At 69.7% G+C, this 20,534-nt stretch carries 22 protein-coding genes; 17 read left to right on the top strand and 5 right to left on the bottom strand.

Translation table 11 applies throughout. From position 1 onward, the window contains the following. Nucleotides 1-470 precede the first annotated feature (470 nt). Nucleotides 471-737 (top strand): hypothetical protein, encoded by a 267-nt coding sequence (locus ACQPZP_RS04495; protein ID WP_433476362.1) that lies wholly within the window; start codon nucleotides 471-473, stop codon nucleotides 735-737. Between the two features lie 72 nt (nucleotides 738-809). On the opposite strand, the gene msrA is transcribed toward ACQPZP_RS04495, so the two are convergent. Next, on the bottom strand, nucleotides 810-1,319 hold the full coding sequence (gene msrA, locus ACQPZP_RS04490) for a peptide-methionine (S)-S-oxide reductase MsrA (RefSeq protein ID WP_433476361.1): 510 nt from the start codon (nucleotides 1,317-1,319) through the stop codon (nucleotides 810-812). Between the two features lie 248 nt (nucleotides 1,320-1,567). Here msrA and ACQPZP_RS04485 point away from each other — a divergent pair, with 248 nt between their 5' ends. The 6 genes from ACQPZP_RS04485 (at nucleotide 1,568) to ggh (ending at nucleotide 8,749) form a co-directional block, all read left to right on the top strand. Then, complete coding sequence (locus ACQPZP_RS04485; RefSeq protein ID WP_433476360.1) at nucleotides 1,568-2,761, top strand: ROK family transcriptional regulator; 1,194 nt, start codon at nucleotides 1,568-1,570, stop codon at nucleotides 2,759-2,761. 381 nt (nucleotides 2,762-3,142) lie between these two features. Beyond that, complete coding sequence (locus ACQPZP_RS04480) at nucleotides 3,143-4,477, top strand: ABC transporter substrate-binding protein (RefSeq protein ID WP_433476359.1); 1,335 nt, start codon at nucleotides 3,143-3,145, stop codon at nucleotides 4,475-4,477. Next, nucleotides 4,477-5,358: a carbohydrate ABC transporter permease gene (locus ACQPZP_RS04475; RefSeq protein WP_433476358.1), complete on the top strand. Its 882-nt coding sequence runs from the start codon at nucleotides 4,477-4,479 to the stop codon at nucleotides 5,356-5,358. The genes ACQPZP_RS04480 and ACQPZP_RS04475 overlap by 1 nt, the downstream gene beginning before the upstream one ends. After that, nucleotides 5,355-6,233, top strand: a complete 879-nt coding sequence (locus tag ACQPZP_RS04470; RefSeq protein WP_433476357.1) for a carbohydrate ABC transporter permease — start codon at nucleotides 5,355-5,357, stop codon at nucleotides 6,231-6,233. The genes ACQPZP_RS04475 and ACQPZP_RS04470 overlap by 4 nt, the downstream gene beginning before the upstream one ends. A 13-nt stretch (nucleotides 6,234-6,246) precedes the next feature. Beyond that, nucleotides 6,247-7,335 (top strand): ABC transporter ATP-binding protein, encoded by a 1,089-nt coding sequence (locus ACQPZP_RS04465; RefSeq protein ID WP_433476356.1) that lies wholly within the window; start codon nucleotides 6,247-6,249, stop codon nucleotides 7,333-7,335. A gap of 28 nt (nucleotides 7,336-7,363) precedes the next feature. Then, nucleotides 7,364-8,749, top strand: a complete 1,386-nt coding sequence (gene ggh / locus ACQPZP_RS04460; protein WP_433476355.1) for a glucosylglycerate hydrolase — start codon at nucleotides 7,364-7,366, stop codon at nucleotides 8,747-8,749. A gap of 103 nt (nucleotides 8,750-8,852) precedes the next feature. Here ggh and ACQPZP_RS04455 read toward each other — a convergent pair whose 3' ends face one another. Then, on the bottom strand, nucleotides 8,853-9,581 hold the full coding sequence (locus tag ACQPZP_RS04455) for an AraC family transcriptional regulator (RefSeq protein WP_433476354.1): 729 nt from the start codon (nucleotides 9,579-9,581) through the stop codon (nucleotides 8,853-8,855). On the opposite strand from ACQPZP_RS04455, the gene ACQPZP_RS04450 reads away from it, so the two are divergent. The 3 genes from ACQPZP_RS04450 to ACQPZP_RS04440 all read left to right on the top strand — a co-directional run bounded on the left by ACQPZP_RS04450 (nucleotide 9,572) and on the right by ACQPZP_RS04440 (nucleotide 11,201). After that, nucleotides 9,572-10,042, top strand: a complete 471-nt coding sequence (locus ACQPZP_RS04450) for a TIGR03086 family metal-binding protein (RefSeq protein WP_433476353.1) — start codon at nucleotides 9,572-9,574, stop codon at nucleotides 10,040-10,042. The genes ACQPZP_RS04455 and ACQPZP_RS04450 overlap by 10 nt on opposite strands. Nucleotides 10,043-10,145: 103 nt before the next feature. Next, nucleotides 10,146-10,268: a hypothetical protein gene (locus tag ACQPZP_RS04445; RefSeq protein ID WP_433476352.1), complete on the top strand. Its 123-nt coding sequence runs from the start codon at nucleotides 10,146-10,148 to the stop codon at nucleotides 10,266-10,268. Nucleotides 10,269-10,709: 441 nt separating this feature from the next. Then, the gene (locus ACQPZP_RS04440) at nucleotides 10,710-11,201 is read left to right on the top strand and encodes a nuclear transport factor 2 family protein (protein ID WP_433476351.1); all 492 of its coding nucleotides are present in this window, start codon (nucleotides 10,710-10,712) and stop codon (nucleotides 11,199-11,201) included. Nucleotides 11,202-11,395: 194 nt separating this feature from the next. Here the strand turns inward: ACQPZP_RS04440 and ACQPZP_RS04435 are convergent, their stop codons facing one another. Beyond that, a complete protein-coding gene (locus ACQPZP_RS04435) occupies nucleotides 11,396-11,779 on the bottom strand; it encodes a DUF5997 family protein (protein ID WP_433476350.1) in 384 nt (127 codons plus the stop codon). Between the two features lie 55 nt (nucleotides 11,780-11,834). Between ACQPZP_RS04435 and ACQPZP_RS04430 the strand changes: the two genes are divergently transcribed. Together ACQPZP_RS04430 and ACQPZP_RS04425 are read left to right on the top strand one after the other, a co-directional pair. Continuing rightward, the gene (locus tag ACQPZP_RS04430) at nucleotides 11,835-12,518 is read left to right on the top strand and encodes a LysR family transcriptional regulator substrate-binding protein (RefSeq protein ID WP_433476349.1); all 684 of its coding nucleotides are present in this window, start codon (nucleotides 11,835-11,837) and stop codon (nucleotides 12,516-12,518) included. Nucleotides 12,519-13,687: 1,169 nt separating this feature from the next. Next, nucleotides 13,688-14,479, top strand: coding sequence for an ABC transporter permease (locus ACQPZP_RS04425; RefSeq protein WP_433476348.1), 792 nt, complete (start codon nucleotides 13,688-13,690; stop codon nucleotides 14,477-14,479). A 135-nt stretch (nucleotides 14,480-14,614) separates the two neighbouring features. Here the strand turns inward: ACQPZP_RS04425 and ACQPZP_RS04420 are convergent, their stop codons facing one another. After that, complete coding sequence (locus tag ACQPZP_RS04420; protein WP_433476347.1) at nucleotides 14,615-15,361, bottom strand: hypothetical protein; 747 nt, start codon at nucleotides 15,359-15,361, stop codon at nucleotides 14,615-14,617. A 163-nt stretch (nucleotides 15,362-15,524) separates the two neighbouring features. Here ACQPZP_RS04420 and ACQPZP_RS04415 point away from each other — a divergent pair, with 163 nt between their 5' ends. Both ACQPZP_RS04415 and ACQPZP_RS04410 read left to right on the top strand, forming a co-directional pair. Then, complete coding sequence (locus ACQPZP_RS04415) at nucleotides 15,525-16,205, top strand: response regulator transcription factor (RefSeq protein ID WP_433476346.1); 681 nt, start codon at nucleotides 15,525-15,527, stop codon at nucleotides 16,203-16,205. Continuing rightward, nucleotides 16,195-17,574, top strand: coding sequence for a HAMP domain-containing sensor histidine kinase (locus tag ACQPZP_RS04410; RefSeq protein ID WP_433476345.1), 1,380 nt, complete (start codon nucleotides 16,195-16,197; stop codon nucleotides 17,572-17,574). The genes ACQPZP_RS04415 and ACQPZP_RS04410 overlap by 11 nt, the downstream gene beginning before the upstream one ends. A 42-nt stretch (nucleotides 17,575-17,616) precedes the next feature. Here the strand turns inward: ACQPZP_RS04410 and ACQPZP_RS04405 are convergent, their stop codons facing one another. Then, nucleotides 17,617-17,955, bottom strand: a complete 339-nt coding sequence (locus ACQPZP_RS04405; RefSeq protein WP_433476344.1) for a PepSY domain-containing protein — start codon at nucleotides 17,953-17,955, stop codon at nucleotides 17,617-17,619. 178 nt (nucleotides 17,956-18,133) lie between these two features. On the opposite strand from ACQPZP_RS04405, the gene ACQPZP_RS04400 reads away from it, so the two are divergent. The 3 genes from ACQPZP_RS04400 to ACQPZP_RS04390 all read left to right on the top strand — a co-directional run bounded on the left by ACQPZP_RS04400 (nucleotide 18,134) and on the right by ACQPZP_RS04390 (nucleotide 20,459). Continuing rightward, nucleotides 18,134-18,463 carry a hypothetical protein gene (locus tag ACQPZP_RS04400; RefSeq protein ID WP_433476343.1) on the top strand — a complete coding sequence of 110 codons (330 nt, stop codon included), beginning with the start codon at nucleotides 18,134-18,136 and terminating at the stop codon, nucleotides 18,461-18,463. A gap of 289 nt (nucleotides 18,464-18,752) precedes the next feature. Further along, complete coding sequence (locus ACQPZP_RS04395; RefSeq protein WP_433476342.1) at nucleotides 18,753-18,953, top strand: hypothetical protein; 201 nt, start codon at nucleotides 18,753-18,755, stop codon at nucleotides 18,951-18,953. 48 nt (nucleotides 18,954-19,001) lie between these two features. Then, nucleotides 19,002-20,459 (top strand): protein kinase domain-containing protein, encoded by a 1,458-nt coding sequence (locus ACQPZP_RS04390; protein WP_433479548.1) that lies wholly within the window; start codon nucleotides 19,002-19,004, stop codon nucleotides 20,457-20,459. The last annotated feature ends 75 nt before the right edge of the window (nucleotides 20,460-20,534 follow it).

The raw sequence follows: 20,534 nt of genomic DNA, 5'->3' as shown, positions 1-20,534 counted from the left end.
CGCTACGTCGGGCGCACCGCGCGCGAGCTGCAGGCGGGCGGCCATGCGGCGATGTCGTTCCTGTACAAGACCCGCTCTCGGCCCGGCAGCCGGCGTCCGCCTGTCGGCCGGCCCTGGCCGGCCGACAGCGATCCGAATTCCGGAGGAGAACCGTGCTGCTCAGCGTCAACACTTCGTCGGGCTCGACGGCGTCATGCAAGGACCCGGAGCCGCTGACGAGGACCGCTCCGACGGCTTCGACCGCGGCGGGTGGCTCGTCCCGCACGCCTCGGCGCACACCACCGAGGTCGTCGAGAGCTGGTTCCGCGAGGCCGACGCGTTCCTGTTCGGCCGCACGAGCTTCGGCCTGCTCGGCGGGTACTGGCCGAAGGTCACCGAACCCGACGACCTGATCGCTGCCAAGCTCAACACGCTGCCGAAGTATGTCGTCAGCTCGACGCTGACCGACGAGAGCCGACTGGAGCCCGACGATGGTCCTACGCGGCGACCTGGTCGACGAGATCCGCCGCCTCAAGGAGCTTCTCGGCAAGGAGCTCCAGTTCCCCGTCGTCGTCGGGACCGGGAAGCGCCTGTTCCCGGACGGATCGACGCCCGCGACGTTCGCAACCGTCGAGGAGCGCTCGCGCGTCCTGCCTGGCGGCGTCGTCTCGCTGACCCTCAATCCCGCGAACCTCGGCGCGATCTCCGCAGGCGCGTACATCGTGGACGAGGGGCGCTCGGCGACGGTCCTCGCCTGACGCCAGTGCCCGACCGTCTTCGAGCGCATCGCCGAGGACGGCGCGCGCTGACCCGCGCGCCGTCCCGCAGCGTCAGGCTCCTGCGGTCCGCTTGGGCAGCCTCCAGCCGGGGCGGGGGAAGTGGCATGTGTAGCCGTTCGGGTACTTCTGCAGGTAGTCCTGGTGCTCGGGCTCGGCTTCCCAGAAGTCGCCGGCGGCGGTCACCTCGGTAACGACCTTGCCCGGCCACAGGCCGGAGGCGTCGACGTCGGCGATAGTGTCCTCGGCGACCTTCCGCTGCTCGTCCGAGGTGTAGAAGATCGCGGAGCGGTAGCTGGTGCCGATGTCGTTGCCCTGCCGGTTCACGGTCGTGGGATCGTGGATCTGGAAGAAGAATTCCAGCAGCGCCCGGAAGTCGGTCTGGTCGGGGGTGTAGACGACCTCGATGGTCTCGGCGTGGGACCCGTGGTTGCGGTAGGTGGCGTTGGGCACATCGCCGCCGCTGTAGCCGACCCGCGTGGAGACCACTCCGGGCTGCCGCCGGAACAGCTCTTCCATACCCCAGAAACAGCCGCCCGCGAGCAACGCCCTCTCGGTTGCCATGTTCTTCGTCCCCCTCATCTCCTTCGTCGATGATGACAGCGGACGTCGCATCAGCGTTATTCCATGGGGCCGCCGACGGCCCCGCGGCGGCGTACAGGGCGCCGAGGACGTGGGCGCGGGCTGCGGTCAGGTGGTGGACCGAGCCGGATAACCTCGTGCGAAAATCACTGCGGGCGGTGCCTCCCGCCGGCGGCCGCGTTCCCGGCACCGGTCAGGAGGTGCGTCGCCGAGGAAAGGGGAGGAGCGGTATGCCGAAGGCCAGCGCGCCCTCGGCCGGACAACTGCTTCAGTTCGTCCGCGAAGGGCAGGCGCGGACGCGTCGCGATCTCATGGAGCTGACCGGACTGGCCAGGTCGACGGTCGCGCAGCGGGTGGACCAGCTGGTTCGCCACGGATACCTGCGCGAGGAGGGCGTCGACATCTCCACCGGCGGCCGCCGCCCGAGCGTACTGAAGATCGACGAAGGTTCCGCCGTGGTCCTCGCCGCCGATCTGGGAGCCACGCACGCCCGGGTGGCCGTGGTGAACCTGGTCGGCCGCACGCTCGCCGAGACGACCGGCCAGACGGTGATCACCGAGGGGCCGGAGAAGGTCCTGGGGTGGGTGACGACCCAGTTCCATGTGCTGCTGGAGGAGTGCGGCAGGTCGCTCGCCGAGGTCTGCGGCGTGGGGATCGGACTTCCGCTCCCCGTGGACGTGCGCACCGGGCGCAGCATCCAGACTCCGCTCGCCCCCGGGTGGGATGAGTACGACATCCCCGCCGACCTCGCGGGGCACTTCCCCGGGCCGATCCTGCTCGACAACGACGCCAATGTGATGGCCCTCGGCGAGTACACCGCCGCCGGGCCGGACTCTCCACCGTTGCTGCTGGTCAAGGTGGGTACCGGCATCGGAGCCGGGATCGTGGAGGGCGGCCGGGTGCTGCGCGGCGTCGGCGGCGCGGCCGGCGAGATCGGCCACGTGCGGCTGCGCGGCTACGACGATGTGCTCTGCGCCTGCGGGTCCCACGGCTGCCTGGCCGCAGTGGCCGGCGGCGCCGCGCTGGCGCGCCGGCTGTCCGCGCTCGAACCCTCGGTACACGACGTGTCCGATGTCGTGCGGCTCGCCATGGCCGGGCATCCCGACGCGGTGCGTCTCACCCGCGAGGCGGGCCGCGCTCTCGGAGAGGTCCTCGCCATGGTCGTGAGCGTGGTCAACCCGGGGGTCCTGATCATCTCCGGTGCACTGGCCAGGACCGGCGAGCACCTGGTCGGCGAGGTCCGGGAGGTCGCCTTTCAGGGCGTCCAATACCGTTCGACCCGCGGGCTTCGGATCGGCGAGGGCCGGCTGGGGCCGCGCGCCGGCGTTGTCGGCGCGGCTTCCATGGTGGTGGACCGGGTGTTCTCCACCGACGTCGTCGACGCGCGCATCGCGGCTGCCGAGCCGCTGCCCGGCACCGACTGACCGTCGTCGACCCGCCGCCCGAACCGGTCGCGGGCGGGACCGATCAGACGTCGCCCGCGTGCCGGGGGCCGGTGAACAATGCCGGATCGCCGGTGTTCATCCGAACCGCGTGGTCCGGTGGCTCAGCCAGGTCGGGGTCTGTCCGGATGGACGATCCGTCAGTGGAGACGAGCCGTAACCTTACCGCCGCGGCGATGAAACGTTACCTATGTGTTATGTCGACCTACTTGCCGCGCGCGACCTGCCCAGATCACCATCTTTCCGAAACTATGTCTATGTACGTGGACGAAGTTGTCGCTTGATGGACGAAGTTCGGCGGCGGTGTTCCCGTACGAGGCCGGCGGTTCACGCTCGATCGTCGGTAGAGAGGAGAACGGGCCGATGGTCATTCCCGAGGAGCGTACGTACACGATCTCCCGCCGATCCCTGCTGCGCGCGGGCCTCACCGCCGGCGTCGCGGCGCCCCTCCTGTCGGCCTGCGGCTTCGGCACCAGCGGGGGCGGCGACGGCAAACTCGTCTTCCTCTCCACGCAGTTCAAGCCCGTGGAGGAGGGCGAGCGTTTCCGCAAGATCCTCGGCGGGGCCAACGGCGGCGCCCAGTACGTGGCGGCCGACCCCGGGCAGTTCGCCGCGCGGCTGAACGCCGAGCTCCGGGCCAAGAAGCCTACGGTCAACCTGATCGGCGGCCTGTACGGCGAGCTCGCGCAGTTCGCCCCCGACAGGCTCGAGGACCTGTCCGACGTGGCAGCCGCCCTCCCTTCTGCCGGATTCTCCGAGGACGCCCTCGACCTGGCCAAGTTCGGGACCGGCAAGACGTACGTCATCCCGTGGATGCAGGCGACGTACGTCATCGCGGTCAACAAGAAGGCACTGGAGCACCTGCCCTCGGGCGCGGACGTCAACAAGCTCACCTACGACCAATTCCTCGCCTGGGCGAAAGCGGCGAAGGCCAAGGCGAAGAAGCCGGTCTTCGGCATCCCGGCGGGGCCCAACTCGCTGCTGCACCGGTGGTTCCAGGGATATCTGTACCCCTCGTTCACCGGCGGCCAGGTGACGACGTTCCGCAGCGACGCCGCGGTTCAGATGTGGGAGTACATGCGGGAGCTGTGGTCGTACATGGTGCCGGCGAGCACGAACTTCGAGTTCATGCAGGAGCCCCTTGCCTCCGGAGAGGTCCAGGTCGCCTGGGACCATGTCGCCCGCCTCGTGGACGCGCCGAAGAACGCTCCGAACGACTTCGTCATGGTCCCCGCACCGGCCGGGCCGAAGGGACGCGGCTACATGGCGGTGCTCGCCGCGTTCGCGATCCCGAAGGGCGCCAAGCGCCAGGACGAGGCCAAGAAGCTCATCCAGGCCATGGCCAAGCCGGACATCCAGGTCGACGTGCTCCGACAGAATGCGTTCTTTCCGACGGTCAAGGCCGACATTCCGTCCGACCTACCGGCCGGCATCCGCTTGGAGGCCAAGGCGGTCACCGCCCAGCAAGACGCCCCCGACGCGCTCCTCGCGCTGTCGCCGGTCGGCTTGGGTGCCAAGGAGGCGGAGGTGAGCGCGTTGTACAAGAACCTCTTCAAGAGCATCGTCCTGGACCGCAAGGACATCCGGAAAACGCTCGACGGTCAGGCCAAGCAGTTCCAGCAGATCCTGGACGACGCCAAGGCGACGTGCTGGCGACCGGACCCGGTGAGCGTCGACGCCCCCTGCAAGGTGGGCTGATGGCGGCGGCGAAGAAGCCCTCGCGGGGGATTCGACCTCCGACCCCCTACCTGCTGCTCATCCCCTCCACGATTTTCATCCTGGCCCTGTTCGCCTGGCCCGCGGTCCGCGGGATGCTGACCTCGGTCGAGAACCCCGGCGGCGGGTTCGGCTGGGAGAACGTGCGGCGGATGGCCGCCGACCCGTCGTTCTGGCCGGCCGTCCGCAACACGCTCCTGCTCATCGTCATCGTGATCCCGCTGCAGTTCGCGCTGGCGATCACGATGGCGCTGCTGCTCCGGGCCCGGCCCAGGCTGTCCGGCTTCTACTTCTACGCATGGGCGGTGCCGTTGGCGGTCTCCGACCTCGCCGCCGGGCTGGTGTGGCTGTCGATCTTCGCGGACCAGGGGTACCTGAACTCCCTGCTGCACGACCTCGGCATCAGCGACTCCGGGTACGAGTGGCTCTCCTACCAGCACCCGGCGACGATGCTGATGGCCGTCGTCATCGCCGAGCTGTGGCGGGCCACCTCGCTCGTGTTCATCATCCTCGTCGGCGGCCTCAGCGTGATCCCGAAGGAGTACGACGAGGCGGCCCAGGTCTTCGGCGCGACCCTGTGGCAGCGGCTGCGGCACGTGACGCTGCCGCTGCTGAGGCCGAGCATCCAGGTCGCGCTGATCCTCCGGACGATCCTGGCCTTCCAGGCGTTCGCCGTCGCGCAGGCCCTGACCGGCCGGAACTTCCCGCTGCTCATCGGCGAGACGTACCAGTGGTACTCGGTCCGGCAGAACCCCCAGGTCGCGTCCGCGGTCGCCATGGTGATCCTCGCCGTGTCGATGTTCACCGCGGCGGTCTACCTGCGGGCGTTGCGCCGTCCCGGCGTCACGGGGGAGGCGCGATGACCGCGCGTCTGAAGGGGAGTCCGAAGACGAGGGAGACCGCGCCCGATGCCGACCGGGCGCCGCTGGCCCGGCTGCGGCGCCGGCGGATCCTGCTGCAGCTCGCCTGCCTGGCCATCACCGGCTTCATGGCGCTGCCGATGTACCTCATCACGCTGGCCGCGTTCTCCTCGCGCGACGCACTCGAGAGGTTCCCCAAGAACTTCCTGCCGACCGACGTCTCCACCGAGACGCTGCACTCCTTCCTCGGCGCGACCGGCGTCGTGCCCAGCTTCCTGAACAGCGTCGTGGTCGGCCTGCTCACCCTGGTGCTGTCGCTCGCCATCGGAACCCCGGCCGGGTACGCCATCGCCCGGCACGTCTTCCGAGGCCGGGACGCCTACCAGTTGTTCCTGCTGTTCACGCGGGCGCTGCCCATCGTCGTGCTGTCGGTGCCGCTGACAGAGATGTTCATCACCGCGGGCATGTCGGACACGATCGCCGCGGTCGCCCTGCTGCACACGGCCTTCGCCGTGCCGACGACCGTGCTGATCACCGCGAGCATCTTCACGGCAGTCCCGCGCGACGTCGAGGAGGCCGCGCTCGTCTTCGGATGCACGCCGTTCATGGCGTTCCGGCGGGTGGTCGCGCCGCTGGCGCTGCCGGGCATCGCCGCCTCCTCGGTCTTCACCTTCATCCTGTCCTGGAACGAGGTGCTGGGGGCGGCCGTGCTCACGCTGACCAACCGTACGCTGCCCGCCCAAGTGCTCGCCTCCCTCCAGGACAGCCCGCTCGCCTACCGCTTCGTCGGCGGCTTCGCGCTCGTCCTGCCGGCCCTCGTATTCGTCTTCCTCATGCGCCGCTATCTGGTGAACATGTGGGGAACAACCCTCCGATAGGAACGCGCAGAAAATGGCTGAGGTTGAGATCTCACACCTTTTCAAGACCTATTCCGGCACCACGGCGCCGGCCACGCGGGACATCACACTCACGGTGGCCGACGGGGAGTTCCTCGTCCTGCTCGGGCCGTCCGGCTGCGGAAAGACCACGTTGCTGCGGATGATCGCTGGGCTGGAGTTGCCCGACTCCGGCACAGTTCGCATCGGCGGGGCGGACGTCACCTATCGGCCGCCGAGGGAACGCAATCTGTCCATGGTCTTTCAGAGCTACGCGGTGTTTCCGCACAAGAAGGTCGTCGACAACATCGGCTTCGGCCTGGCAATGCGAAAGACCGACAAGGCCGTCATCCGGGAGAAGGTGGAATGGGCGGCCGGACTGCTGCGGCTGGAGGACTATCTGGACCGCTACCCGGCGCAGTTGTCCGGCGGCCAGCGGCAGCGCGTCGCGGTCGCCCGGGCCATCGTGATGGAGCCGGACGTGCTGCTCATGGACGAGCCGCTGTCCAACCTCGACGCCCTCCTGCGTCTGGAGTTCCGCGCCGAACTCAAGAAGTTGCTCACCGAGCTGGGCACCACCTGCGTCTACGTCACCCACGACCAGGTCGAGGCGCTGTCCCTGGGCGAACGGGTGGCCGTGATGAAGGACGGGGAGATCGTGCAGTCCGGGCCGCCGCTCGACGTGTACGACTCGCCCGCCTCGGTTTTCGTCGGCGGCTTCATCGGCAGCCCGCCGATGAACTTCCTCGACGGAACCCTCCGACGGACCGGCGACCGGGCGTACGTGGAGGTCGGCGCGCAGCGGATGACCGCGCCCGCGGCCTGGTCCCGGCTGCCCGAGGGGCCGGTGCGGGTCGGCATCCGGGCGGAGACGATCACGGCGCACCGGGCCGAGCACGACGGCGGGCTGCGCGCGGTCGCCGAGGTGGCCGAGCCGCTCGGCAGCACGACGCTGGTCACCGCCCTGATCGGGGACCAGCGGCTCAAGGTCCAGGTACCGCCGGAGTTCCCGGTGGACCCAGGAGACGAGCTGTGGCTCAAGCCGCGCCCGGAGCGGACACGGTGCTACGACCCGGAGTCCGGCCGAGTGATGACTGATGCATGACGTGGGATCCGGCGATCGGGGAATGGAAGTGAACGGCAGCGAAGAGCGGCGGGTCGTCGACCGGCTGAGCCGGGCGGGGGTGGCCGCGCGGGCGGCGTACGTGCTGCGGAGCAACGACCGCGGCGCGCTGACGGTGGCGGCACCGCGGCTGTACCCGCACATGTGGAGTTGGGACGCGGCGTTCGTCGCGATCGGTCTGGCGCGACTGTCGGTCGGCCGCGCGCTCACCGAACTGGAGACGCTCTTCGCCGCGCAGTGGCGTACCGGCATGGTGCCGCACATCGTCTTCTCCGCCGGCGCTCCCCTGTACGAGCCCGGGCCGGAGCGGTGGGCAACCCAGGACACCTCCCCGGACGCGCCCGACGGCACGGCGACAAGCGGGCTGATCCAGCCTCCCGTGCACGCGCTCGCCGTGCGGCGGATCCTGGACGCCGCACGGACCGCCGATGCAGCCGAGCGGCACGACGCCGTCGAGCGGATCCGCGCGCTGTGGCCATCGCTGCTCGCCTGGCACCGGTACCTGGCCGAGCATCGGGACCCGGAGGGCCGGGGGCTGCTCACCATCTACCACGGCTGGGAGAGCGGCATGGACAACTCCCCCCGCTGGGACGCGCCGTACGCCGCGGTCGTCCCCGACCCGGCGTTCCACCCGTTCCACCGTTCCGACCTCGACGCGCTCGGCGCGCCGGCGCAGCGCCCGACCGAAGCTGAGTACGCCAAGTACCAGTGGCTGATCGAGGAGCTGCGGCGGGCCGACTACGACGACGCGAAGGCGCGCAGGTCGCTCAGCTTCCGGGTCGCGGACGCGTTCGCCAGCGCCATTTTCGCCGCCGCCAACGAGGAACTCGCCGCCGTTGGCGATGACCTCGGGCTCAGGGGCGGCGACGAGCTGCTCCGGTACGCCGAGCGGTTCCGCGCCGGCGTGCTCGGCACGACCGACGACCGCGGCTTCGCCGCCGACGTGGATCTGCGCACGGGAGTCATCATCCGGACGCAGACGATCGCGGGGTTCGCGCCGCTACTGTGCGGCGGGCTCGACGCCCGCCGCCGCAGCAGCCTGGTGGACCTGCTCGCATCCCCGGCCTGGTCCGGGCATCCGGAGTTCGCCTACGCGTTGCCTCCCAGCACGAGTCCGGAGTCCCCCGACTTCGACGCCGCCCGGTACTGGCGGGGGCCACAGTGGCCGCCGATGAACCTGCTGCTCGCCTGGGGCCTGGAGCGTTCGGGCGAGGGCGCCGCCGCCGAGCGGCTGCGCGAAACCGCCCTCGACCAGCTCACCGACGGCGTGTTCGCGGAGTACTACCAGCCGTTCACCGCCGAGCCGCTCGGCGGCCGTCCCCAGTCGTGGACCGCCGCAGTCGCGATCGACCTCGCGCTCCGCCGGCCTATGGGCATTGATCAAGGACATTGTTGACGTGTCTGGTGTGCGAATTCGTCAGACCTGACCTACTCGGGCACTTCTGACGCGATCCGGCGTCCGATCACTTCCTCGGCATCGGACGCGGTCGGATGTTCAGTTAATACCGCTGCGCGTACCAGGTCGGTTGCTCGCCGAACATGCCCTTGAAGTCGCGGATGAAGTGGCCCTGGTCGGCGTAGCCGAGGTCTGCCGCCAGCGCGGCCCAGTCGATCGTCCCGCCGGCGGCCATGCGTGCGGTCACCTCGTGCAGGCGGTAGCGGCGGATCACCCGCTTGGGCACGATGCCGACGTACTCCGCGAACAGCCGTTGCAGCCCCCGCACGCTCAGCCCCAGCTCGCCGGCGAGGCGCTCGACCCTGGTCACGGACTTGTCCTTGGCGATCAGCTCGACCGCGGCCACCGCCTGGCGCACCCTGGGGTCGTCGTCCGGCAGGTGTTTCAGCAGGAACGCGTCCACGGTCGACACGTCGAGCGTCGTGGGCAGGTCCGGGCCGAACACCTCGGTCGCCGGGACGACGCGGTCGGTGATCGTCGAGACGGAGGCACCGAGGAACGGGCGGAAGCAGCCCGGCCGGAACGCGACGCCGAAGACATGATCGCGGCCCTCGAGGACCTTGATCTGGTAGCCGCTGCACACGCCGTTGACGTCCGCGCGGCCGCCGCCGAACGACAGGTGCACGTTCGGGCACGGCACGATCTTCTGCCGGTAGGGCTCGGCGTAGTCCCAGCGAGCCTCCCAGTACCGCTCCACCCATGGCGCGAGCGCCGGCGACGGGCTGTGGAACGTGTGGCGCTGATACCTGGTCCACACACGACGTGCGGGCACTGGTCAACCACCTCCTGTTCTGGGGCCCGTCGCTCGCCGGCGGCGGCCGCAAGGAGTCCGTTCCGCAGCCGCCGGGCACCGAGTCCGAGGTGGACCTGGCGGTCGGCGACTGGCGCGGCCGCCTGCTCGCCCTGCTGGACGACATCACGTCGTCGTGGGCGCCGCCGAGCGCCTGGGAGGGCGAGACGAGCATGGGCACACCGCAGACGCTGCCCGCGCCCGTTTTGGGCGACATGATCGTCGGCGAGCTGGCCATGCACGGCTGGGACCTGGCGGTCGCGACCGGGCAGCGGCTGGAACTGCCCGCCGACCTGCTGACGCATCTGCACGACACGGTGTTCGCCAGCGTGGAGCAGGGGCGGGAGATGGGCATGTACGGACCGGAGGTCGCGGTGCCGGCCGACGCACCCACCTTGGACCGCATCCTCGGCCTGACCGGCCGTGATCCCGCCTGGGCGTAGTCACCGACCGATGATGTCGGCCACATCTGGCGCGAGCTGTTAGCACGGCGCCTCGGCCGCGGGACGGGCGCTGCTGAAAATCCGCGAGTACACATAGCGATTGATGGCCAGCGCAGCACTGCCCCCGGACGACCTGCCGCAGATGCAGCCGGTCGGCCTGGACGACCTGCCCGAGCGGCACCGGGAAGCGCTGCTGTGGCGCCACGCGCTGACCTTGGACTACTGAGCACGCGCCTGGGACCTGGTCACCGCCTTGATCGACGCGCTCGGCCCTGACTACGACGCCTGCTTCCACAACCTCGGCGACCGCATCGACCATGACCATTTCTCCGGACTGACGCGTGGTCTGCTTTGCAGCCATTGCAGCAGCAGATCACGCCCCACGTCTCACCTGCACGGACGTAGTTCTCGGCAGGCACAACCGTGTGGGTCAACTGCTTCTTCGTCCGCGACCTGCGCGCCCCGTTCGGCAACGTCGGCGGCTCCGGCGGCGGACGTGAAGGCGGCATGTACAGCCGCGAGTTCTTCACCGAACCCAAGGCCGTGGTCACGCCCCAAGTCCGGGACGGCTACCTGGCCGACGTGCCGAACGCCGAGCGGGAGGGACGCCTCGGGAATTTAGAACGCGTTCTTGTCAATGGCGGCGGTGTCGAGCAAGCTACGTCGCATGGATCTGAATGCCCTGGAAGAGATCCGTCAGGTGAAGTACCGCTACTTGCGCTGCCTGGACCTGAAGGACTGGGACGGGTTCGCCGGCACCCTCACCGAGGACGCCCTGGGCGCCTACGGAACCCGCGCGGTCGGCGAGCCGCTGCGCCTGGAAGGCCGCGATGCCATCGTCGACTACATGCGCGGCAATCTCGGTCCCGAGATCACCACGGTGCACTTCGCGGGCCAACCCGAGATCCGGGTCGACGGCGACAGGGCCGAGGGCACCTGGTGCCTGGAGGACACCGTCATCGCCAAGGCGTTCCGGGTGCTGATCCGCGGATCCGCCTTCTACGAGGAGACGTATCGGCGCTGCGCGGACGGCGGGTGGCGCATCAGTGGCATCGGCTATGAACGGACCTACGAATACTCGATATCGCTCGATGATGTGCCCAGCTTCAGGCTGCTGGCAGACCGCTGGGCGCCCTCACCCCCGCAGCCGGGAACCTGACCTGTATCAAGAGTCAGGCTCGATGCGTGCCGTCGCCCGTCGCCAGCGCGCCGTGGACGAGGTAGTGGCCGTCTGTAGGAGCCGTACGCGGCCTCGGGCGCTGCGCTTGCTGAGAATGCAGGGCGCCTTGACCCACGCGGCCTACATCGCGAGCAGCGGTGTGGCGGTGCGCGCGGCCGGGGGCACCACGTGAGTCAGGCCTTGGCGCGCTGCTGCTTGAGGCGGAGTTCCTCCTTGCGGACATCGGCTTGGACGGCTTGCTCGCGTTCCAGCCAGTCGGGCCTTTCCGCCTTCAGGTTCTCGATCTCGGCCGTGGTGAGGGGGCCCGTGATGCCGGCGCGGGCCAGACCTGAGACGGAGACGCGGAGCTTGGCGGCGACGACTTGGCGGGGGTGGGGGCCCTCACGGCGCAGGTCCGCCAGCCATGAGGGCGGGTCGGCTTGGAGCGCGTTCAATTCGTCCCGGGAGACAGGACCTTCCTGGAACTCGGCGGGTGCTGCCGACAGCAGGATCCCCAGCTTCTTGGCCGCGGTCGCGGACTTCATGGTCTGCGGGGTCTTCGCTTTGGACGTGCCCATGACCTCAAGGGTAGCCAGCGGGAGGGAACGGCCTGGACGTGACTAGGGTGGCGAAGTGACCGATGGTGAGTTCCGGCTGGCCTACGTGCCGGGGGTGACGCCCGGGAAGTGGGCCGAGGTGTGGGCCGAGCGGGTCCGGGAGGTGCCGCTTCGCCTGCTGCAGGTGCCGGCGACCGAGGTCGTCCCCCTGCTGCGGAACGGTGGCGTGGACGCGGCGTTCGTACGCCTGCCCGTCGACCGCGAGGCCCTCCATGTGATCCCGCTGTACCTGGAGACGACCGTGGTCGTGGTCCCAAAGGATCACGCGGTGGCCGCAGTGGAGGAGGTGGAGCTCGCCGATCTCGCCGACGAGGACGTGTTCGAGCCACTCGACGAGGTCTTGACCTGGGACGACCGCCCCGGGCAGCCTGCCTTCACCCGTCCTGAGAGCACCGCCGGCGCGATCGAGTTGGTGGCGTCGGGAGCCGGCGTCCTGCTGCTCCCGCAGTCTTTGGCCCGCCTCCACCACCGCAAAGACCTCACCTACCGAACCGTGACCGACGCTCCTCAGTCCCAGATCGGCCTGGCCTGGCTCGAGGCCGTGACGACCGACCTCATGGAGGAACTGATCGGCATCGTCCGCGGACGCACCCCCAATAGCTCCCGTGGCCGCAATCCCCGGCAACAGCCCACCCGTAAGAAGCCACCGCAACAGCGCTCCGCCTCCAAGCACCGCCGCCAGAAGCGCCGCCGGAGGTGACGAGAGCCGTGCTCACCGACAACACCCCGCCATACCCCAACATGATGATGGCCCTCCGCCAGTTGACGCTGCGGCAAGGGACGGTGCCATCGGCCTGAACGCCGTGAACGGCGGGTGCGGTGACCGCGTCCAAGCGTTATGGGCGAGAGAAGGCCTTACGATGACGCGGTCGTAGAGCCCGACAGGTCACTTGCTCGGCTGGGGAACCTTGCAGCTGGCGGTGGGGTTGAGACCGATGTAGTTGAGCGGACCGGAGACCAAGGTGATTCCGATCGTGGCGATTCCAGCGCAGCTGCCGTCAAATCGGGTGTAGTAGTGGCGCTGTCCCCCAGCGAGCGCTCCTATGATCAGCCAGGCGACGAGCATCCACCGTCCGGACCTCATCGCTACCTCCGGTGACCGCTTCGCCGACCCTGGGGTACGACAGTAACGACAAGATCGTCCATAGTTAAGCAAGTCGGGCCGGGTGTGTCATGTCGCCAACGTCTCGCGCGACCGCCGACGGGCTCGGAACCCGCGCGCCCGGCTACCCGGTTCTACCTGCACGACGGCACCGCCGACGAGATCAACTCCTACGACCTCGGCGAACCGTTGCGCCCAGGCCGGTGCTCCCGCAGCAACGTCCTCCAGCGCCCAGCCCATTCCGCTGGCCAACCACGCCGCCAGAGCGGTCATCGGCGCCATCCCGGCGATGAACCGGCTCGCCGCACGCCAATCCCCCAGGGCGACTACCGCTGCCCCCTCCTTCCACACCGACCGGCCTCTGGCGGCACGCCGAGCACCGCTGACCAGCCGAACACCGGTCAGCGGCGCTCACGGGCCCGGCCGATGCCCGCGCCGCCCACAGGACATCCACCATCGACGGTGAAGGCTCCGCTTGCGGAGGACTGCATCCACGAGGCGGCCACAAGATCGTCAACGATCCATGTCGGCTCGTTGTCGGCTCGGCGGTTCCGAAACGGATCGGCTTTTAATCCGTAGTTTGTGGGTTCGAGTCCCACGCGCCCCACCACCCCTAACCAGGGCAAACACGAGGATGTCCCGGTTTGCATGCCGGGCCCGCGTGAGATGGGCCAGGAGAGGGCGAATGATCTCGCCCTCGGGGTGCGGCGTCGTACGCTGCGCGCGTGACCCAACACGTATGGGCGGTGTCATCTGGAACGAGCCTGTTGCCGGTCAACGCCTTCCTGGCTGTGGCGATGGCGGTGCTTTTGGCGGCCGCGGTGGCCGTCTGCCACTTCGGCCGGCTCGGACACACCCGGGCGGTCCTGCGGGCCGGGCTCCGCGCCGCCGTGCAGTTGGCCGTCGTCTCCCTGATCATCGGCGTCGTCGTCACCTCCGTGCCGCTGGTGGCCGTGTTCGTCGTTGTGATGTATGCAGTCGCGGTGCGCACGAGTGGCCGTCGCCTCACCGAAGGCCGTTCCTGGTGGTGGACGGCCGCGCCCATCGCTGCCGGTGTCGCCCCTGTGCTGACCATGCTGCTGGTCACGGGACTGCTGCCGCCCAAGGGCGTCAGCGTGATCCCTGTCGCCGGCATCCTGATCGGGGGCGCGCTCACCGCCACCTATCTCTCTGGCCGCCGCGCCTTGGACGAGTTGGCCCAGCGGCACGGCGAAGTCGAGGCCGCCTTGTCCCTCGGCATGCTCGACCGCGACGCGCGCCTGCTCATCGCCCGTGACAAGGCCGCCACCGCCCTCGTCCCCGCCATCGACCAGACCCGCACCGTCGGCCTGGTCACGCTGCCGGGAGCGTTCGTCGGCATGATGCTCGGCGGTGCCTCCCCGTTCGCCGCCGGGGCGGTGCAGTTGTTCGTCCTGATCGCTCTGCTGGCCATCGAGGCGGTCGCCACGCTCCTCACCCTCGAACTGGTCGCTCGCGGCGCCATTACCGACCAAGAACCCGCTGCTTCCCGCACAATCCGGCTACGTGCGATGACCGCTCGCAGGAGCCGCGCGCCATGAGGCTTCCCGGCGACGACGTGCCGCTCCCGCAGCCCGCTGCCGCGATGGCCACCACGGCAGCGGCCGCCAGCATGCTCCTCACTCGCATCGCTTGCTCCTCACCTCAGCGCCGATCCTGCTGTGACCAGGAGGGGGCTATCCGTGGACGGCGACGAGTACGTTCTTTTCGTCGCCTCCCTTGACGGTGATCTCCTTCACCGTTCCCAGGCCCTTGACGTAGTACTTGGCGTCGATGACGCCGGGCTCGAGTGGCGTCCACTCGTTGGTCTCCAGGGCGTGGTCGAAGGACTTGTAGGGGACCTGGACCTTCGCATCGACGCCGATGACCTTGTAGTGGTCTTCTGCCTGGCCCTTGAAGTACTCCTGGCTGCCGCCGTCGCCGTTCTTCGGGTGTGCGGTCATGAAGATGCCGGGCTTGGCTCCGGATCGTCCGGCGTGCCAGGTGCCGTCGGTGGAGAGCATGTTGCCGTGCTGATCGAGTTCGGCGGTGTCCTCGCCGAAGTACCACACGTTTCCCTGCGAGTCCTGGGTGTAGTAGTCGCGCGTGGTCTCCACGAGGGCGCCGTGTGAAAAGAGCCGGTCCAGCACCACCCGGCACGGCGCACCGTCGATCTTCTGGGTCTCATCGGAGACGGTGAGGTACTCCTTGGTCTTCTCCCCGTCCTTGACTCCCTTGTACACCAGCGTCCGGCCGGGCGGCAGCGGGAACCACGGGTTGTTCACCTTGGCGCTGAAGTGTCGGGAGGGCACGTTGCTCGCGGCGGCCCTACGTTGGGCGCTGCCGGTGGGGTGGTCGGCGTCTCCGGACCCCCCGGAGGTGCACGCGGCCGCGGTGAAGGCGACGCCGATGAGCGCGAGCGCGGACTTCCTCATCGTTGGCATGCCACGTTCCTTCCGCTCCGGCCGGCCAACGGCCGGCTACTGCCCTCATGGTGCGGCCCGGCAGCTGAGAGGAGGCTTAACCACCCGCCTGGGTAACGACAGGCCGTCTCAGCCTGCGCTCATCTTCGGGTCGTTAGCCTGGCGTTACCGGTGAGGGGGCGCAATGCGGGTTCTCGTGGTCGAGGATGAGAGGCGGATGGCCGATCTCCTGCGCCGGTGTCTGGAGGAGCACGGGTTCGCCGTCGACGTGGCGGTCACCGGGGAGGACGGCGCCTGGTACGCGCAGGAGATCGACTACGACGTGATCGTTCTCGACGTGATGCTGCCGGGCATCGACGGGTTCGAGGTGCTGCGCGGAATCCGTGCCGCGGGCAGGTACGCCCCCGTGCTGCTGCTCACCGCGCGGGACGCGGTCGAGGACCGGGTGCGCGGCCTGGACACCGGCGCGGACGACTACCTGACCAAACCGTTCGCGCTGGCCGAGCTGCTGTCCAGGCTGCGCGCCCTGATGCGGCGAGGGTCGCGGGAACGACCGGCCCTGCTGTCCGTCGGTGATCTGACGCTCGATCCCGCCACCCGTTCGGTCGCCCGCGGGCAGACGCCCATCTCCTTGACCGCGAAGGAGTTCGCCCTGCTGGAGTACCTGATGCGGCACCCGGGGGAGGTGCTGTCGAAGACGCAACTGGTCGAGCACGTGTGGGACTTCACCTTCGAGTCGTCGTTCAATGTCGTCGAGGTGTACGTGGGGTACCTGCGCCAGAAGATCGACCGCCCCTTCGGCCGCCGGTCGCTGGAGACCCGGCGCGGGGCGGGCTACCGGCTGCGAGACGACCGTGCGGATTAGGCGGCGGCTCGCCCCGAGATTGCGCAGGCTGCCGGTGCGGTTGCGGCTGACCCTCGCCTTCTCGCTCGGGATGGCCGCCGTGCTCGCCGCGCTCGGCGCCTTCCTGTACACGCGGCTGGCCACGGATCTGCTGAAAGCGACCGATCTCGACCTGCGCGCGCGGGCCGGTGTGACCGTCACATCGCTGAACATGCGAGAGCACGCGCCCCTCGACGCGGGCCAACGGTTGATCGATCCGGACGAGTCGTTCGGACAGATCCTCACCCCCTCCGGCGCCGTCGTCGAGACCACGCCCGCCGTCTCCGGAGCGCCGATGCTGCCACCGCGCTCCGTCCGCTCGGTGGACGGCCCCACCTTCTCCACCCGCCGGGTGCGGGGCGTCGACGACCCCGCACGACTGCTCGCCGTCCCCGTGCAACTGCCCGGCCCGCACCACGACCGAGCGGTCCTCGTCGTCGGCGCACCGCTCGGCGACCGCCACGAGGCGCTCACCACCCTGACGCTCCTCCTGCTCACCGCCGGTCCGGTCGCCCTCGTCGTCACCTCGTGCGCCGGCTGGCTCCTGGCCGGGGCGGCGCTGCGGCCGGTCGAGCGGCTCCGCCGGGAGGCGGCCGCGATCACCGTGTCCGAGCCGGGCCGGCGGTTGACCGTGCCGGAGACCGGCGACGAGCTGACCCGGCTGGCCACCACCCTGAACGCGATGCTGGCCCGGCTGCAGGAGGCCCTGGACCGCGAGCACCGCTTCGTCGACGCGGCGAGCCACGAGCTGCGCACACCACTGGCGCTGCTGAAGGCGGAACTGGAGCTCGCGGGCTCCCGTCCGCGCGACCGGGATGAACTGGCGGCCGCGATCCAGGCGGCGGCCGCGGAGACCGACCGGCTCGTCGGTCTGGCCGAGGACATGCTGGTTCTGGCCCGCACACGACAGGGACGGCTGCCTCTGCGCCGCTCCCCCGTCTCACCGCGCCGGCTGCTGGAGGAGGCGGCCGAGGCGTTTCGGGTCCGGGCCGAGGGCGCCGGCACCGTCATCGAGGTGACGGCCGAGGAGACGGAGGTCCAGGCCGACCCGGTGCGGCTGCGTCAGGTCTTGCACAACCTGCTCGACAACGCGCTGCGGCACAGCGGCCCGGCGGGACCGGGCCGAATCACGCTGGCGGCGGCCAGAGCCGACGAGGGCCTGCGGGTGACCGTTCGGGACCACGGCCAAGGCTTCCCAGAGGCACAGCTCGCACAGCCACCGGAGCCGGGCCGCGTCGGCACCGGCCTGGGCCTGTCCATCGTCCGCACGATCATCGAGGGGCACGGCGGCACGCTGCGGCTGGAAAACGCCTCCACCGGAGGGGCGAGCGTCACCCTGACGATGCCGTGACCACGCCGCCCGCGCACGGGCGCGGGGCGGCGGATCACCATGTCAGTCGTCGAGCTGATCGCTGACGATCTCCCCCGTCTGTGCGTCGATCTGCACCTCGTGAACGTGCTTGCCGTCGTCGGGCTTGACCTCCCAGCGCAGGCCGTGGCCCTCGTCCTGCAGATGCACATCCACCACTCGACCGGAGTGCGCTTTCTGCGCGGTGCTGACCGCGTCGTCGCGGCTCACCTTGGCCTGACCGACATGCGCGGCCGTGAAGGCCGCCTCCTGCTTCCGCTCCTTGAGCGGGTCCGCCTGACCGGACCCCACAGCGAACGCGACACCGCCTCCGGCCGCCATCAGCGATACCACCGTGACGGCCGCGATAACCACATTCTTCACCGGACGTCTCCTTCCCTTTCCTCGGACGTGCCCTGTGACACAAGGCCAGCATCCGCGAGAGCGACTGAGAGGGCGCTGAGCGCGCCCCGGCCGGTATTTCCCCAGTCGCCTGCGCAGGTCGCCGACCGGTATCGACATCAAGCAGCGACCGATCGTCGGGGTCACGGCCCTGGCGATCGTGCTGTTCGCCCTGCCGCTGGCCGTCGCCGTCCAGCGGCTCTACCGGGACGAGACGGTCACCGGGCTCGAACGGGACGCCACGCGGACCGCCGCCGTGGTCCCCGACGATCTGGCTCAGCGCCCCCGGAACGGCAAGCGCCAGATGCGAGCCCCGCGCCCACACCGAAAGACCGAAGAGCGAGGCGGGCCGCGCCCCACCCGCGCGCAGCCTCGAAAACCGCGGCAGGTGCCGGGCTGGGTTCTCGCCGAATGCCGTCGCCGGTTTCCGCGCGAGTTCACTCGCCAGTCCGCACGCATCGCCGCCCTGCGCGGATACTTCGGCCGGTGACCGGCCCGCGGCCGGGGCCGGGCAGCCGTCAGGACGCCTCGACGGCGCTGTCGGATCCCGAAGGCTCGGCCCGCGGTCGTCGGGTTGCCTGGTGTCGCCGCCGAGGTCGTGTGCACCGTTGCCCTTGGCATTCCCTGGCAGTCGGGTGAGGATTGCGTCGAGCCGCCGCGTCCGGTGTTTTGTCAGCCTTGAGGACGAGGGCGGCGTCTTCGGCGGCCTGGCGCGACAGCTGCGGTAGCACGCCGGCATAGAGGTCGGATCCGGCGGCCAGGAGGAAGGTGGCGGCACCGTGCCGCAGGTCGTGCAGGCGAATCGGCGGCAGCCCGGCCTCTATGGACAACTGCTCGAACTGCTCGGTGACATCGTTGGGGTCCACTGGCCGGCCGGTGGGGCGGTGAAGACCGTGGCCCACTCTGCCCATCCGCTCCAGACACGGCCCGTCGGGACTCGTGTGATGATCCGGTGGGCGTTCGGTTATCGCAAGGGCTGAGTCTGTCAGACACGAGTGTTTATCTGTCATCCTTTTGGTGTGGTCGAGATGATCGGGCGGTATCGCGTTGTCCGCAAGCTGGGCCGCGGCGGGATGGGGACGGTGTGGCTCGCCGAAGACGGCGACGGACGGCGCGTCGCGTTGAAGGTCATCAACGCCGAACTGGCGCGCGAGCCCGAGTTCCGGGAGCGGTTCCGGCAGGAGGTGGAGGCGGCGCGGCGGGTGCGGCGGTTCTGCACGGCGCCGGTCCTGGACGCCGGTCTTGACCAGGACCCGCTGTGGGTGGCCACCGACTTCATCGACGGCCCGACCGTGCAGGAGGCGGTGTCGGCCCACGGTCCGCTGCCCGGAGCCGATCTCGACGCGCTCGCGGTCGGTATCGCGACGGCTCTGACTGCCATCCACCAGGCCAGGTTGATCCATAGGGACCTCAAACCCTCCAACGTGCTGCTGTCACCGGTCGGCCCACGGGTCATCGATTTCGGTATCGCCCGCGCTCTGGACGCCACCGGGCAGTTGACGCGTTCAGGGACGGTGATCGGCACTCCCGGCTACATCGCGCCCGAGCTGTTGGCCGGTGGCCGGCCGCTCCCGGCCGCCGACGTGTTCTGCTGGGGCGCTGTCGTCGCCTACGCGGGCACGGGCCGTCCTGCCTTCGCCGGGGCAGGCGGCGCCGAGATCAATGACCGGGTCCAGCGCGCCGAGCCTGATTTGGACGGCCTTGAGGCGCACCTTCGCCAACTCGTCGCCCGTGCCCTGGCCAAGGATCCCGCCGCCCGCCCGACCGTTCCCCAGCTGGTCTCCGAGTTGACCGGCTCGCCGTCCGCTCCACTCCAGGACGGGCACTTTCGCACCCGTCGGCTGACAACGCGGTTCGACTCTCACGTTGCCCGGCGACTCGTCCCGCTTGCGGGTTTGGGCGCGGTTGTCCTCGTCGCGGCCGGCGCTGTCGCGCTTGCCTTGGCGGCATCCAACGGACATGCCGGAGCGGGAGGCAGGGGTCCGGCCACGACGGCGACCTCGCCCGCCACCAGCGCCACACCCTCAGAATCAGCCACGAGCCCTCAGCCGGCCACCTCACCTGCACCCAACCCTCAACCCAGCACGCAATCGCCCCCTCTGGACCGGGGCCCGATCACCAACACCGCCAGCGGCCTGTGTATCGACACCGACGGCCCGCAGGGCCCGGGTGTCCACGTGCAAGTCCGTGACTGCGGGAACTACAGCGGCCAGCGCTGGAGCTACGACCAGGGCACCTATCAGCTCGTCAACCCGCCTAGCGGCCTGTGCCTGGACACGGACGGAGCCCCCGCCAAAGGAGTCAACGCCGTGCTGAACCCGTGCGGGAACTACAGCGGCCAGCAGTGGCGCTACGACCCCAGCACCGGCCAGATCACCAACCTCACCAGCGGCCTGTGCCTGGACACGGACGGGCCTCCCGCCAACTACGTCGCCCTGGTGGCCAACCCCTGCGGCAACTACACCGGCCAGGGCTGGCGCCGGTAGAGGGGGCGCTCCACGTTAAGTGCGGCCCCGGCGACGGCAGGTAGTGCGGCGGTGAAGAGAGGCCAGAACGCCCAG

This window comes from Spirillospora sp. CA-142024 (assembly GCF_050942325.1).
In the GTDB taxonomy this organism is placed as follows: domain Bacteria; phylum Actinomycetota; class Actinomycetes; order Streptosporangiales; family Streptosporangiaceae; genus Spirillospora.
This window is presented reverse-complemented; position numbering and strand designations above follow the sequence as displayed.

Bases quoted from the DNA above. Each gene is read 5' to 3' on its own strand.
- ACQPZP_RS04495 (WP_433476362.1), top strand. From the start codon at position 471: ATGGTCCTACGCGGCGACCTGGTCGACGAGATCCGCCGCCTCAAGGAG.
- msrA (WP_433476361.1), bottom strand. From the start codon at position 1,319: ATGGCAACCGAGAGGGCGTTGCTCGCGGGCGGCTGTTTCTGGGGTATG.
- ACQPZP_RS04485 (WP_433476360.1), top strand. From the start codon at position 1,568: ATGCCGAAGGCCAGCGCGCCCTCGGCCGGACAACTGCTTCAGTTCGTC.
- ACQPZP_RS04480 (WP_433476359.1), top strand. From the start codon at position 3,143: ATGGTCATTCCCGAGGAGCGTACGTACACGATCTCCCGCCGATCCCTG.
- ACQPZP_RS04475 (WP_433476358.1), top strand. From the start codon at position 4,477: ATGGCGGCGGCGAAGAAGCCCTCGCGGGGGATTCGACCTCCGACCCCC.
- ACQPZP_RS04470 (WP_433476357.1), top strand. From the start codon at position 5,355: ATGACCGCGCGTCTGAAGGGGAGTCCGAAGACGAGGGAGACCGCGCCC.
- ACQPZP_RS04465 (WP_433476356.1), top strand. From the start codon at position 6,247: ATGGCTGAGGTTGAGATCTCACACCTTTTCAAGACCTATTCCGGCACC.
- ACQPZP_RS04445 (WP_433476352.1), top strand. From the start codon at position 10,146: ATGGCCAGCGCAGCACTGCCCCCGGACGACCTGCCGCAGATGCAGCCG.
- ACQPZP_RS04440 (WP_433476351.1), top strand. From the start codon at position 10,710: ATGGATCTGAATGCCCTGGAAGAGATCCGTCAGGTGAAGTACCGCTAC.
- ACQPZP_RS04435 (WP_433476350.1), bottom strand. From the start codon at position 11,779: ATGGGCACGTCCAAAGCGAAGACCCCGCAGACCATGAAGTCCGCGACC.
- ACQPZP_RS04420 (WP_433476347.1), bottom strand. From the start codon at position 15,361: ATGCCAACGATGAGGAAGTCCGCGCTCGCGCTCATCGGCGTCGCCTTC.
- ACQPZP_RS04415 (WP_433476346.1), top strand. From the start codon at position 15,525: ATGCGGGTTCTCGTGGTCGAGGATGAGAGGCGGATGGCCGATCTCCTG.
- ACQPZP_RS04390 (WP_433479548.1), top strand. From the start codon at position 19,002: ATGATCGGGCGGTATCGCGTTGTCCGCAAGCTGGGCCGCGGCGGGATG.